Origin of the sequence: Mesorhizobium sp. Primo-A (assembly GCF_003997175.1) — a bacterium.
GTDB classification, from domain to species: Bacteria; Pseudomonadota; Alphaproteobacteria; order Rhizobiales; family Rhizobiaceae; genus Mesorhizobium; species Mesorhizobium ciceri.
In genome coordinates this window covers 234,616-247,258 of the sequence record NZ_RZTG01000003.1, presented here as the reverse complement: position 1 = coordinate 247,258, position 12,643 = coordinate 234,616, and the positions used below count along the sequence as shown (strand labels likewise).

Below are 12,643 nucleotides of genomic sequence, written 5' to 3'. Positions count from 1 at the left end.
AAGATATGGCACGCATAGACGTCAACCATGTCAGGCATTCCTATCTGCCGAACCCTCGGAAGGATGCCGATTTCGCGCTCAGGGAAGTGCACCACACCTTCGAGGACGGCGGCGCCTATGCGCTGCTCGGGCCATCGGGCTGCGGCAAGACCACGCTGCTCAACATCATTTCGGGATTGCTGCACCCGTCGCACGGTCAGTTGCTGTTCAACGGCAAGGACGTGACCAATTTGTCGACGCAGGAGCGCAATATCGCGCAGGTGTTCCAGTTCCCGGTCATCTACGACACCATGACCGTCTACGACAATCTGGCCTTCCCGCTGCGCAATCGCGGCGTGCCGGAAGCCGATGTCGACCGCAAGGTGCGCGAGACGCTGGAGATGATCGACCTGGCGTCCTGGGCGAAGAAGAAGGCGAGGGGCCTGACCGCCGACCAGAAGCAGAAGATCTCGCTCGGCCGCGGGCTGGTGCGCTCCGACGTCAACGCCATCCTGTTCGACGAGCCGCTGACCGTCATCGACCCGCATATGAAATGGGTGCTGCGCTCGCAGCTGAAGCAGCTGCACCGCCGCTTCGGCTACACCATGGTCTATGTGACCCACGACCAGACCGAGGCGCTGACCTTCGCCGACCAGGTCGTGGTCATGTATGACGGCGGCATCGTCCAGATCGGCACGCCAGCCGAACTGTTCGAACGGCCACGCCATACCTTTGTCGGTTATTTCATCGGCTCGCCCGGCATGAACGTCATGCCGGTGGCCATCGACGGCAAGACGGCGACGCTCGGCTCGCAGCGCATCGAACTGCCGGGCGCGCCAAAAGCGGGCAGCGGCGCCATCGAACTCGGCATCCGTCCCGAATATGTCCGGCTTGGCCGCGACGGCATGGCCGTGCAGGTCAGCAAGGTCGAGGATCTCGGCCGCCACAAGGTGGTCCGCGCCAAGCTCGAAGGCCGCGAGATTGCGGCCGTCATCGGCGAGGACGAGACCGTGCCAGCCGATCCGAAGGTGCGGTTCGAGCCGGCCGGCATCAACATCTATGCCGATTCCTGGCGCGTCGAGATGGGGGCATAGATGGAAAAGACCTGGAACAACAAGGCCTGGTTCCTGGTGCTGCCGGTGCTGGTGCTGGTGGCGTTCTCGGCGGTCATCCCGCTGATGACCGTCGTCAACTATTCGGTGCAGGACACGTTCGGCAACAACGTCTTCTTCTGGGCCGGCACCGAGTGGTTCGAGGAACTGCTGTCTTCCAGCCGCTTCTGGGAAGCGATGGTCCGCAACCTGATCTTCTCCTTCATCATCCTGGCGATCGAAGTGCCGCTCGGCATCTTCATCGCGCTCAACATGCCGAAAAAGGGCTGGGGCGTGCCGGTCTGCCTGGTGCTCATGGCGCTGCCGCTGCTGATTCCGTGGAACGTCGTCGGCACCATCTGGCAGGTCTTCGGCCGCAACGACATCGGTCTGCTCGGCTACTACGTCAACGCGCTCGGCATCGACTACAACTATGTGCAGGACCCGTTCGATGCCTGGGTCACCGTCATCATCATGGATGTCTGGCACTGGACCAGCCTCGTCGTGCTGCTCTGCTATGCCGGCCTGGTCTCCATTCCGGATGCCTTCTATCAGGCGGCCAAGATCGATGGCGCCTCGCGCTGGGCGGTGTTCCGCTACATCCAGCTGCCGAAGATGAACAGGGTGCTGCTGATCGCCGTGCTGCTTCGCTTCATGGACAGCTTCATGATCTATACCGAACCCTTCGTGGTGACGGGAGGCGGTCCCGGCAACTCGACGACATTCCTGTCGATCGACCTCGTCAAGACCGCGCTCGGCCAGTTCGACCTCGGTCCGGCCGCAGCCATGTCGCTGGTCTACTTCCTCATCGTCCTTCTGCTGTCATGGGTCTTCTACACCGTGATGACCAACTACGACGCGGAGCGCTGAGATGACCGGCGCCAACGAAAGAGCCGATAGAGTGAGCGAGACCACAGCAGCGGGCAAACTGGCGAGCACACTCTCGCAGGATCAGGTCGCCCGGCTGATGCGCAAACGCGGCGAGGAATCGCGCTGGTGGTGGATCGTGCCGACGGTCTACATCGTCGTGCTTTTGCTGCCGATCTACTGGCTCATTAATATGAGCTTCAAGACCAATGCCGAGATCGTCTCCTCGCTGACGCTCTATCCGCACCAGCCGACGCTCGCCAACTACGTCACCATCTTCACCGACGCCTCCTGGTACTCGGGCTACATCAACTCGATCACCTATGTGGTGATGAATATGGTGATTTCGGTGGCTGCCGCGCTGCCGGCAGCCTACGCCTTCTCGCGCTACCGCTTCCTCGGCGACAAGCACCTGTTCTTCTGGCTGCTGACCAACCGCATGGCGCCGCCGGCGGTGTTCGCGCTGCCGTTCTTCCAGCTCTATTCGGCCTTCGGCCTGATCGACACGCACATTGCGGTGGCGCTGGCGCACTGCCTGTTCAACGTGCCGCTGGCGGTGTGGATCCTCGAAGGCTTCATGTCGGGTGTGCCGAAGGAAATCGACGAAACCGCCTATATCGACGGCTATTCGTTCCCGCGCTTCTTCGTCAGGATCTTCATGCCCCTGATCGCCAGCGGCATTGGCGTGGCCTGCTTCTTCTGCTTCATGTTCTCCTGGGTGGAACTGTTGATTGCCCGCACGCTGACCACCACCGACGCCAAGCCGATCGCCGCCACCATGACCCGCACGGTTTCGGCCGCTGGCATGGACTGGGGCCTGCTCGCCGCCGCCGGCGTGCTGACGTTGATCCCCGGCGCGCTCGTCATCTGGTTTGTGCGCAATTATATCGCCAAGGGCTTCGCCCTGGGGAGGGTTTGACGATGAATTTCGACCTCACCTGGATGGCGTGGACGTGGCCGACGGCGGCCTTTTTCGGGACCATCCTTCTGCTGCTGTGCGGCATGGCGGCTTGGGAATACGCTTCGCCGGGCGGCAATCCGCGCGTCGGCGTGCTGCGCTTCGAGACAACGCGCGGCGACCGTCTTTTCCTGTCGCTGCTTGGCAGCGCCTTTATCCATCTCGCTTGGTTGGGTCTTGTCGGATCCAACCTGTGGTGGGCTCTCGCTCTCTCCGTGGTCTACGCCATTGGCGTGTTCCGCTACGTATAGAGGGGGAAACTGTTGGAGCGACCGCGTGCCGGCGGCCGCTCCAGATCGCACTTGAACCTTAAAACTGTGGAGGAAACACATGCGAAGGCAATTTTTAACATCAACGACGGCCCTTGTCCTGTTGCTGGGCGTGGGCAATGCCTATGCCGGGATGGACGAGGCAAAGGCTTTCCTGGACAAGGAAATCGGCCCGCTCTCGACGCTCGACCGCGCTGGCCAGGAAGCCGAAATGCAGTGGTTCATCGATGCCGCGAAGCCTTTCGCCGGCATGGACATCAAGGTCGTTTCGGAAACCATCGCCACGCACCAGTATGAATCGCAGGTGCTGGCGCCGGCCTTTACCGCCATCACCGGCATCAAGATCACGCATGACGTCATCCAGGAAGGCGACGTCGTCGAGAAGATCCAGACCCAGATGCAGACGGGCCAGAACCTTTATGACGGCTGGGTCAACGATTCCGACCTGATCGGCACCCACTGGCGCTACCAGCAGGTGCGCAATTTGACCGACTGGATGGCGGGCGAGGGCAAGGATGTCACCAACCCGAACCTCGACCTGAAGGATTTTATCGGCACCTCGTTCACGACCGCTCCGGACAAGAAGCTCTACCAGCTTCCCGACCAGCAGTTCGCGAACCTCTACTGGTTCCGTTACGACTGGTTCAACGACGAGAAGAACAAGGCGGACTTCAAGGCCAAGTACGGCTACGACCTTGGCGTTCCCGTCAACTGGTCTGCCTATGAGGACATCGCCGAGTTCTTCACCGGCCGCGAGATCGACGGCAAGAAGGTCTATGGCCACATGGACTACGGCAAGAAGGACCCGTCGCTCGGCTGGCGGTTCACCGACGCCTGGCTGTCGATGGCCGGCAATGGCGACAAGGGCCTGCCGAACGGTCTGCCGGTCGATGAGTGGGGCATCAAGGTCGACGAGAATTCGCGTCCGGTCGGCTCCTGCACGGCGCGCGGGGGCGACACCAATGGCCCGGCCGCCGTCTACTCGATACAGAAATACCTCGACTGGCTGAAGGCCTACGCTCCGGCGGAAGCCCAGGGCATGACCTTCTCCGAATCCGGCCCGGTTCCGGCGCAGGGCGCGGTTGCCCAGCAGATCTTCTGGTACACCGCCTTCACCGCTTCGATGGTCGATGCCGGCGCCAAGGCGGTGCTGAACGACGACGGTACGCCGAAGTGGCGCATGGCGCCGTCGCCGCATGGCGTCTACTGGAAGGACGGCATGAAGCTCGGCTATCAGGACGTCGGCTCCTGGACGCTGATGAAGTCGACCCCGACCGACCGCGCCAAGGCCGCCTGGCTCTACGCGCAGTTCGTCACCTCGAAGACAGTCGACGTGAAGAAGAGCCATGTCGGCTTGACCTTCATCCGCGAGAGCACGATCCACGACAAGAGCTTCACCGAGCGGGCTCCGAAGCTCGGTGGCCTGATCGAGTTCTACCGTTCGCCGGCCCGCGTTCAGTGGTCGCCGACCGGCACCAACGTGCCTGACTATCCGAAGCTGGCACAGCTCTGGTGGCAGGCGATCGGCGATGCGTCGTCGGGCGCCAAGACCGCGCAGGAAGCGATGGACTCGCTCTGCGGCGAACAGGAAAAGGTCATGAGCCGCATCGAGAAGTCGGGCGTTCAGGGCGATATCGGCCCGAAGATGGCCGAAGAGCATGACCTCGCCTACTGGAACGCCGACGCGGTCAAGAAGGGCAATCTCGCTCCTCAGTTGAAGATCGAGAACGAGAAGGAAAAGCCGATCACCATCAACTACGACGAACTGGTGAAGAGCTGGCAGAAGTAGCCTTGGTGTCGGCGCTCGCGCCAGCATCATGAGAATAGGGGGAGGCGGCATCTTGCCGTCTCCCCTGTTTGTGCAAAAGACTAAAGCGCGTCGCGTTGAGACGGATTCATGCAACGCGCTTTAGGTCTTTGTTTTTGTGCATGTCGTTCTCCCAAAACCGAGGTCACCTTTGGGCGACATGCATTAAGCGGGGAAGCAGAATGACCGGATACATCCTTGCCATCGACCAGGGCACGACTTCGACCCGGGCGATCCTGTTCGACGGCGATATGAAGGTCGCCGGCAGCGGGCAGAGGGAATTCATCCAGCACTATCCGGCCTCCGGCTGGGTCGAGCACGATCCCGAAGACATCTGGGCGAGCGTGGTGACGACCGTGAAGGCGGCGCTGAAGAAGGCCGGCCGGGCTGCATCCGAAGTGGCCGCGCTCGGCATCACCAATCAGCGCGAGACCATCGTCATCTGGGACAAGGCGACCGGCAAGCCGATCCACAATGCCATTGTCTGGCAGGACCGGCGCACCACGCCGCTGTGCCAGAAACTGAAGAAGCAGGGACTGGAGAAAAAGTTCACCAAAAAAACCGGCCTGCTGCTTGATCCGTATTTTTCCGGTACCAAGATCGCCTGGATGCTGGACAAGGTAAAAGGGGCGCGGCGTCGTGCCGAGAAAGGCGAGTTGCTCGCCGGCACCATCGACAGCTTTCTGATCTGGCGGCTGACCGGCGGCAAGGTCCACGCCACGGATGCCACCAACGCGTCGCGCACGCTGGTCTACAATATCGAGAAAAATGCCTGGGACAACGAACTGCTGTCGATACTGAACATCCCGGCGAAAATGCTACCCGAGGTAAAGGACTGCGCCGATGACTATGGAATCACGGAGAAAAATCTCTTCGGCGCCGAGATAAGAATCCTCGGTGTTGCCGGCGACCAGCATGCGGCGACCATCGGCCAGGCCTGTTTCGAGCCGGGCATGATGAAATCCACCTACGGCACGGGCTGCTTTGCGCTGCTCAACACCGGCAGCGACCTTGTGCGTTCGAAGAACCGGCTCTTGACCACTATTGCCTACAGGCTGAACGGCAAGACCACTTATGCGCTGGAGGGCTCGATCTTCATTGCCGGCGCCGCGGTCCAATGGCTGCGCGACGGCATCAAGGTGATCGGCAAGGCCGAGCAAAGCGGCAAGCTGGCTGCCGAGGCTGATCCAACGCAAAACGTCTACCTGGTGCCGGCCTTCGTCGGGCTCGGCGCGCCGCATTGGGACGCCGAGGCACGCGGCGCCATTTTCGGGCTGACGCGCAATTCCGGGCCGGCGGAATTCGCCCGCGCCGCACTCGAATCCGTCGCCTACCAGACGCGCGACCTGCTCGACGCCATGCGAAAGGACTGGAAGGGAGCTTCGGCCAAGACCGTGCTGCGGGTCGACGGCGGCATGGTTGCGTCGGACTGGACCATGCAGAGGCTGGCCGACATCCTCGACGCGCCGGTCGACCGTCCGACCATCCTGGAGACGACGGCGCTGGGTGCCGCGTGGCTCGCCGGGTCGAAGGCAGGCGTGTGGCCGGATGCCAAGAAATTCGCGAAGAGCTGGGCGCTGGAGCGGAGGTTCCAGCCGGCCATGGATGGCTCTGCGCGCGCAGCCAAACTTGCTGGTTGGCGCGATGCTGTGCGCCGGACGCTGAGCACGCCATAGGCCTCAGTTGGCAGGGGTGACCGAAAAGAAAGGCCCGCGCCACTTCTGGCATGGGCCTTCAATGCAGCACTATCAATTACTCCCACTCACCCACATCAATAAGGCGAGCGGCACTCCCTGCGGGGGCCGTAATTCGGCTGGAACGTGTTGTCCGAAGCACGGTAGCTGCGGTAGTGGTCGTAGCACCATCGCACATGCGCATTGCCTTCATAGACGCGGTTGTTTTCGTTGTTGATGATTGCCCCGGTAATCAGCGCGCCGGTAGCGAAGGCCGCAAGCGGGAACCAATAATCGCCGTGACGACGGTAGCCGGGGCGATATTCACGATAGCCCCGATGGCCGTTCCAATACATGCCGCGATTGCGGGAAAAATTGCGGTCACGCGAAAAACTGCGGTCACGCGAAAAATTGCGATTGTAGCGGTCCTTGCGCCACTCCCGGTACTGGACTGTCTGTACATCCGGCACCGCGACCTGGGACTGCGGCACATAGTTCGGTTGGGCATTAACCGACACCGCCTCCGCCGCAACGAATGTGGCGGAGAGAGCGGTCGCCAGCAGGCTCGTTGTGATTCTGTTCATTGGTCTTCTCCTCGATGGTTTGGCGGACGTCCCTGTGCCCGAAAAACGAGCGGCGCATACAATTGTTCCCCAGACTGGATGCCACCGTCAGGCATAAATGGCAGCGTTCCTTGGCCGTTCTCCCCCCGACAGCGCGTGGGACAAGTGCCGCGACAGGGCGAAGCCGCCCGTGTTTGCGAGACCTCTTTTTCCGGTTGACCGGTCGAGGCACTCTCCCTATGTTCCGCGCAATTTCGAGGGCCGCCTTTCGCCCGCGGGAGCGCGTAGCTCAGCCGGTAGAGCAACTGACTTTTAATCAGTAGGTCATGGGTTCGAATCCCATCGCGCTCACCATTGTTTTAGCATTAAATATCAGCCACTTAGGGCCTTTGAGTCTTTGAGAAAGCAGCGACTGTCCGAGTTTTCACGGCCTGCACGCCCTTCTCAAGGATCTCGCCACGGGCAACGCATGACAAGATCGTCCGACTTCGGATCGTTGATTCTACAAGTCTTTGATTTTGTTGAACGGCGGCGGCGGCTCCCACCGCGATCCGACAGTCACTGCTGCCATTGATCGACCTTACCGGCCGGGACGAAGCCGTCAGCGCTTCCAGAAATCGCGGTGCGGTGCGAGCATCTCGTCGGCGATTTCGGGGAAGGGGCCAAAGACCTCGATCTTTCTCTGGCCGGAGCCGAGGACGGTGCGCGAAGAGAGGCTCATCGTCGGATTCTCCGCGTGATCCCCGGTGAGCGCCAGGAGTTCGGTCTCCTCGACCCCGTAAACCAGCCGCCCGATATTGGCCCAATACATCGTGCCGGCGCACATCGCGCACGGCTCGAAGGTTGAGACCAGCGTGCATTGCCACAGGAACTCCGGCGCGTAGGCAGCCGCGGCGCGGCGGGCGAGCTCCGTCTCGGCATGGCGCACCGTGTCGAGATTGCCCTGCCGCATCAGCACGCGGTCATCCGGCCCGACCAGAACGCAACCAAAGGGATGATGCCCATGTGCCGCCGCCTCGCGCGCGACCGCGTCGGCGGATCGAAGGTGGGCGAGCATCTGATCGCGTGTCATGGCAAAACCCCGGGACGCCGACATCCACCCGATGAGCGGCTCTTTGATCCGAGATTGCTGCCAAGCGATGCGAGTGGCAAGAGCGAACCGTGGCTTGAGACCTTTGCGCCGGGATATCAGACCTTTGCGCTAGAATCGCCGACCGGTCTTGGCGTCGAACAGATGAGCACAGGCGCGGTCGATCTCGATGCGCATCTGCGCGCCTTGCTTCAGCGCAAGCCGCTCCCGGAACAGGCAGGAGATTTCCTCGCCGGCGCAGTCGACCCTGGCGAAGATTTCCGAACCCGTGGCTTCCAGAAGCACGATCGTGCCGGCAATACCCTGGGAAATCGTTGCTCGGATATGTTCGGGACGGATGCCGTAGATGAGTTCACCCACGGGAATTTTTGCCAGGTTGATGCCTTCCGGCAGCGGCAGGGTCAGCCCACTGGCGCTGCGGAAAACGCCTTCCTCGACGCGGCCGGCAATGAAGTTCATGGCCGGCGAGCCAATGAAGCCGGCAACGAACAGATTGGCCGGACGGTCATAGAGGTCGAGCGGCGCACCGATCTGCTCGACAAGGCCGTCATGCAGCACGACGATCTTGTCGGCCATGGTCATGGCCTCGATCTGATCATGCGTGACGTAAATGGTGGTGGTGCCCAGCCGCTGGTGCAACGCCTTGATCTCGCCGCGCATCTGGACGCGCAATTTGGCGTCGAGATTGCTGAGCGGCTCGTCGAACAGGAAGACTTGCGGGTCGCGCACGATGGCGCGGCCCATGGCGACGCGCTGGCGCTGGCCGCCGGAGAGCTGGCGCGGATAGCGGTCGAGCAGCTTGTCGAGGCCCAGGATGCTGGCGGCCCTGCCGACGCGGCTTGCGGTGTCGGCCGGATCGGCTTTCTTGATCTTGAGGGCAAAGCCCATATTGTCGGCCACCGTCATGTGCGGATAGAGCGCGTAGTTCTGGAACACCATGGCGATGTTGCGGTCGCGCGCCCGCAGATTGTTGACGGTGCGATCGCCAATGGCGATCCTGCCGCCCGAGATCGTTTCAAGTCCGGCAATCATGCGCAGCAGCGTCGACTTCCCGCAGCCCGACGGGCCGACCAGGATGACGAACTCGCCGTCAGCGATATCGACGCTGACATCGTGGATAATCCTGGCCGTTCCGAAAGCCTTTTGCACGTTGTTGATTGTGACCGATGCCATTGGGTTTTCCTCGAAAAAGAGTGCGATGCCGTAGCGTGCCTTCAGCCGCCCTTGACGGCGCCCGCGGTCAGTCCGGCGACGATCTGCCTTTGTGCGAACATGGTCAGGACCAGTACCGGCAGTGTCACCACCAGGGCCGCGGCGGCGAGCGGCCCCCAGCTCACTTGCTCGTAGGAGAGCATGTTGTAGACGGCGACCGGCAGCGTGCGCGTTTCACGGCTGGCGAGCACCACGCCGAAGACGAAATTGTTCCATGAGAAGATGACGGACAGGATAAAGGCGACCACTATGCCCGGCTTGGCGATGGGCAAGGCGACCAGCCGGAACACCTGCCAGGAACTGGCGCCGTCGATGTTGGCGGCCTCTTCCAGTTCCATCGGGGTGGTCTCGAAATAGCCGATCATCACCCAGACGACGATCGGCACGGTCACCACCAGATGGATGATGATCTGCGGCCACAGCGTGCCGAGAATGCCGACCCATTGGAACAGCAGGAACAGCGGGATGAGATAGGAAAGCCCCGGCGTCATGCGGGCGATCATGATGACCACCGCCGATCGCTCGGCCTTGAGCCGCGCGATGCCATAGCCGGCCGGCACGCCGATCAGCAGCGCCAAAAGCGTCGCCGTGCCGGTCACCAGAACCGAATTCCAGAGATAGAGCAGGAAATTGTTCTCCTCGAACACTTTTGCATAGTTCGACCAGGCGAGATGTTCGGGGATCAGGATCGGCGGATAGGCGCCGTTGTCGATCTCGAATTTCAGCGACAGCGAGATCATCCAGAGGAAGAACAGGATCGCCGGCGAGACGAAGACCAGGGCCGCGAAGAACAGCCCGATCCGGTTGAGCAGTCGTGAACTCATCTATTTGCCCTCCACGCCGATCCACTGCGAGCGCTGGCGCAACATCAGGAGGATGAAGGACAGGGCGACGATGACGATGAAGAACACCACGGCCATGGCCGAGCCATAGCCGATGTCGTAGTAGGAGAAGGCGGTGTTGTAGAGATAGATGTTGATGGTCTCCGAGGCCGTGCCCGGCCCGCCCTGGGTCATCGCGTAGATGATGTCGAAACTCTTCAGTGCGTCGATGGTGCGGATGATCACCGCGATCATCAGGAACGGCGCGATCATCGGCAAGGTGAGATAGCGGAATTGCTGCCAGGCATTGGCGCCGTCGATTTCGGCGCTTTCGAACGGCTCGCGCGGCACGGACGCCAGGCCGCCGAGCACGATCAGCATCACCAGCGGCGTCCACTGCCAGGTCTCGACCGCAACCAGCGACGGGATGACCGTGTTGGCGTTGAAGATCCATTCCTGCGCCGGAATGCCGACCAGCGACAGAAGATAGTTGAGGACGCCGAGCTGGGGGTGGAACATCATCGTCCAGACCAGCGCCACGGCGACGGGCGTTGCCATCATAGGCATCACGAAGACGCCGCGCAGCAGGCCACGCAGCGGAAACCTGGCGTCGAAGATCAGGGCGGCGATGGTGCCGAGCAACATCGGCGCGGCAACCGAAAGGAAGGTGTAGCTCAACGTATGGAGAAGCGATTCCCAGAAGCGTTGGTCGTACGCCAGCCGCAGATAATTCTCCATCCCGGCAAAGCTTCGCGACTGGCCGAGCGTCCAGCGGTTGACGCTCATCCACAGCGTGAAGGCCCAGGGAAAGACGATCACGGCGCCGACGACGACGAGCGCCGGAACGACGAAAGGCCAGTAGTTGGGAGCCAGCCGGATCGTCTGGCTCCCTTCGATGGCTTGCGTCGTCACCCCGGTGCGTTCTGGGGTGGTGGCGGACATCAGCCTTGCTCGCTCCTGTCGAGGACCGGCTGGAATTGGTCGGTAGCCTTCTTCAACTCCTCGGCGGGATCAGCGCCGGCGATCAAATTGGTCAGCGCCACGCCGTAGATGTCGCGGAACTCTGTGACCGGGATGATGACCGGCAGCGACAGCCGGCTCACATTGCCGGAGCCGACCACCGCATCGAGCCAGCTTGCCGGCATGGTGACGCCTTCGCGCACCTTTGGATCTTCGAGCACCGATTTGCGGAACGGTACGCCGGCGCCTGCCTGCAGCAGGCGCGCGCCCATGACCGGCGACACTGCCCACTGGCAGAACAGATAGGCGGCCTCCTTCTTCTCGCTGGTGGCCGTCACGCCGATACCGTCGCCGAAGGTGCCAGCCGCGTGCGCCTTGGGACCCTTGGGCATGACGCCATAGCCGACCTTGCCGACCACCCGCGATTTTTCCGGATTTTCCATCGGCGGGGCAAAGCCGACGCCATCGAACCACATGCCGATCTTGCCTTGCAGGAAGGCGGACTGCGCTTCGGCCCAGTTGAAGCCAGTGACGCCTGGAGGCGCGGATTTGGTCATCAGCCGCTGGTAGAGCCCGGCGGCCTCGATCGCCTCGGGCGACGTCGTGCGCAGCTTGCCCTGAGCGTCGAGTGGCGTCATGTCGTAGCCGAGCATGAGCGATGTCCACACCGGCGTGTTGGCGTTCTTGATGCCGCGGGCGACGAAACCATAAGTATTGGTCGACGGGTCGGTCAGCGCCTCGGCCGCGGCCACCAGCTGCTCGAAGGTTTCGGGATATTTGAGGCCCTTGGCCTCGAACAACTCCTTGTTCCAGTAAACGATCCAGTAGTCGACCGAGAAGGGCAGCGAGCGCAGCACGCCCTGACCGTCCTTGGCGAACAGCATGCCGGCGTCGGCGAAATCGTTTTCGACCAGACCCGGATCGGTAAGGGTGGGGTCGGCGAGATAGCCTGATATGTCGGCAAGCCAGCCGCCTTTTTCGAACTGCCGCTTCTGCACATGGTAGCTCAGATGCACGACGTCGAAGCTCGGCTTGCCGGAGCTCAATTCGATCACCGTCTTCTGGCGCTGCTGCTGCTCAGGCGTTGCCTCGGCATTGACCTTGATCCCGGTCAACTCCTCGAACTCGGCGAGATATTTTATCAGGGTGTCGCTGCGCGGGCTTTTCACCAGATTGACGTCGAGCGTCGTGCCGGCAAAGCGCTTCCAGTCGACGGCCGCGGCAAAGCCTGGGCGAACACCCACAAGGCCGGCGGCGGCAAGTGCCGCGGTTCCCTGGAGGAGTTGCCTCCTGGTTGGGTTGAACAGATTGGACGACATTTCTTCCTCCCGGTTGCTGTCGTTGTCGAATGCG

The 12,643-nt window shown here is 61.9% G+C and carries 12 protein-coding genes and 1 tRNA gene; 7 read left to right on the top strand and 6 right to left on the bottom strand.

What is annotated here, in order from left to right; all coding sequences use genetic code 11:
- Positions 1-5: 5 nt before the first annotated feature.
- The 6 genes from EOC83_RS06650 (at position 6) to glpK (ending at position 6,647) form a co-directional block, all read left to right on the top strand.
- Positions 6-1,073 carry an ABC transporter ATP-binding protein gene (locus tag EOC83_RS06650; protein WP_013531811.1) on the top strand — a complete coding sequence of 356 codons (1,068 nt, stop codon included), beginning with the start codon at positions 6-8 and terminating at the stop codon, positions 1,071-1,073.
- Positions 1,074-1,940, top strand: a complete 867-nt coding sequence (locus tag EOC83_RS06645) for a sugar ABC transporter permease (protein ID WP_013531810.1) — start codon at positions 1,074-1,076, stop codon at positions 1,938-1,940. It begins immediately after the preceding gene.
- A 1-nt stretch (position 1,941) separates the two neighbouring features.
- Positions 1,942-2,856, top strand: a complete 915-nt coding sequence (locus tag EOC83_RS06640) for a carbohydrate ABC transporter permease (RefSeq protein WP_063167946.1) — start codon at positions 1,942-1,944, stop codon at positions 2,854-2,856.
- On the top strand, positions 2,853-3,146 hold the full coding sequence (locus EOC83_RS06635; RefSeq protein ID WP_024503495.1) for a DUF2160 domain-containing protein: 294 nt from the start codon (positions 2,853-2,855) through the stop codon (positions 3,144-3,146). Before EOC83_RS06640 ends, EOC83_RS06635 begins: the two co-directional genes overlap by 4 nt.
- A 79-nt stretch (positions 3,147-3,225) precedes the next feature.
- Entirely contained in the window at positions 3,226-4,953 is a 1,728-nt protein-coding gene (locus tag EOC83_RS06630) for an ABC transporter substrate-binding protein (RefSeq protein WP_013531807.1), read from the top strand.
- A 200-nt stretch (positions 4,954-5,153) separates the two neighbouring features.
- Positions 5,154-6,647 (top strand): glycerol kinase GlpK, encoded by a 1,494-nt coding sequence (gene glpK, locus EOC83_RS06625; RefSeq protein ID WP_063167947.1) that lies wholly within the window; start codon positions 5,154-5,156, stop codon positions 6,645-6,647.
- A gap of 95 nt (positions 6,648-6,742) precedes the next feature.
- Here the strand turns inward: glpK and EOC83_RS06620 are convergent, their stop codons facing one another.
- A complete protein-coding gene (locus EOC83_RS06620) occupies positions 6,743-7,228 on the bottom strand; it encodes a BA14K family protein (RefSeq protein WP_063167948.1) in 486 nt (161 codons plus the stop codon).
- Positions 7,229-7,485: 257 nt separating this feature from the next.
- Here EOC83_RS06620 and EOC83_RS06615 point away from each other — a divergent pair.
- Positions 7,486-7,561, top strand: a tRNA-Lys gene (locus tag EOC83_RS06615).
- A gap of 247 nt (positions 7,562-7,808) precedes the next feature.
- Here the strand turns inward: EOC83_RS06615 and EOC83_RS06610 are convergent.
- The 5 genes from EOC83_RS06610 to EOC83_RS06590 form a co-directional block, all read right to left on the bottom strand.
- Complete coding sequence (locus EOC83_RS06610) at positions 7,809-8,279, bottom strand: nucleoside deaminase (protein WP_063170230.1); 471 nt, start codon at positions 8,277-8,279, stop codon at positions 7,809-7,811.
- A gap of 129 nt (positions 8,280-8,408) precedes the next feature.
- Positions 8,409-9,470, bottom strand: a complete 1,062-nt coding sequence (ugpC, locus tag EOC83_RS06605; protein WP_013531803.1) for a sn-glycerol-3-phosphate ABC transporter ATP-binding protein UgpC — start codon at positions 9,468-9,470, stop codon at positions 8,409-8,411.
- Between the two features lie 41 nt (positions 9,471-9,511).
- The gene (locus EOC83_RS06600) at positions 9,512-10,333 is read right to left on the bottom strand and encodes a carbohydrate ABC transporter permease (protein ID WP_013531802.1); all 822 of its coding nucleotides are present in this window, start codon (positions 10,331-10,333) and stop codon (positions 9,512-9,514) included.
- Positions 10,334-11,272, bottom strand: a complete 939-nt coding sequence (locus EOC83_RS06595; protein ID WP_013531801.1) for a sugar ABC transporter permease — start codon at positions 11,270-11,272, stop codon at positions 10,334-10,336.
- Positions 11,272-12,609 carry a sugar ABC transporter substrate-binding protein gene (locus EOC83_RS06590; RefSeq protein WP_027161536.1) on the bottom strand — a complete coding sequence of 446 codons (1,338 nt, stop codon included), beginning with the start codon at positions 12,607-12,609 and terminating at the stop codon, positions 11,272-11,274. Before EOC83_RS06590 ends, EOC83_RS06595 begins: the two co-directional genes overlap by 1 nt.
- Positions 12,610-12,643 lie beyond the last annotated feature (34 nt).

Bases quoted from the DNA above. Each gene is read 5' to 3' on its own strand.
- EOC83_RS06650 (WP_013531811.1), top strand. From the start codon at position 6: ATGGCACGCATAGACGTCAACCATGTCAGGCATTCCTATCTGCCGAAC.
- EOC83_RS06645 (WP_013531810.1), top strand. From the start codon at position 1,074: ATGGAAAAGACCTGGAACAACAAGGCCTGGTTCCTGGTGCTGCCGGTG.
- EOC83_RS06640 (WP_063167946.1), top strand. From the start codon at position 1,942: ATGACCGGCGCCAACGAAAGAGCCGATAGAGTGAGCGAGACCACAGCA.
- EOC83_RS06630 (WP_013531807.1), top strand. From the start codon at position 3,226: ATGCGAAGGCAATTTTTAACATCAACGACGGCCCTTGTCCTGTTGCTG.
- glpK (WP_063167947.1), top strand. From the start codon at position 5,154: ATGACCGGATACATCCTTGCCATCGACCAGGGCACGACTTCGACCCGG.
- EOC83_RS06620 (WP_063167948.1), bottom strand. From the start codon at position 7,228: ATGAACAGAATCACAACGAGCCTGCTGGCGACCGCTCTCTCCGCCACA.
- EOC83_RS06610 (WP_063170230.1), bottom strand. From the start codon at position 8,279: ATGACACGCGATCAGATGCTCGCCCACCTTCGATCCGCCGACGCGGTC.
- ugpC (WP_013531803.1), bottom strand. From the start codon at position 9,470: ATGGCATCGGTCACAATCAACAACGTGCAAAAGGCTTTCGGAACGGCC.
- EOC83_RS06600 (WP_013531802.1), bottom strand. From the start codon at position 10,333: ATGAGTTCACGACTGCTCAACCGGATCGGGCTGTTCTTCGCGGCCCTG.
- EOC83_RS06595 (WP_013531801.1), bottom strand. From the start codon at position 11,272: ATGTCCGCCACCACCCCAGAACGCACCGGGGTGACGACGCAAGCCATC.
- EOC83_RS06590 (WP_027161536.1), bottom strand. From the start codon at position 12,609: ATGTCGTCCAATCTGTTCAACCCAACCAGGAGGCAACTCCTCCAGGGA.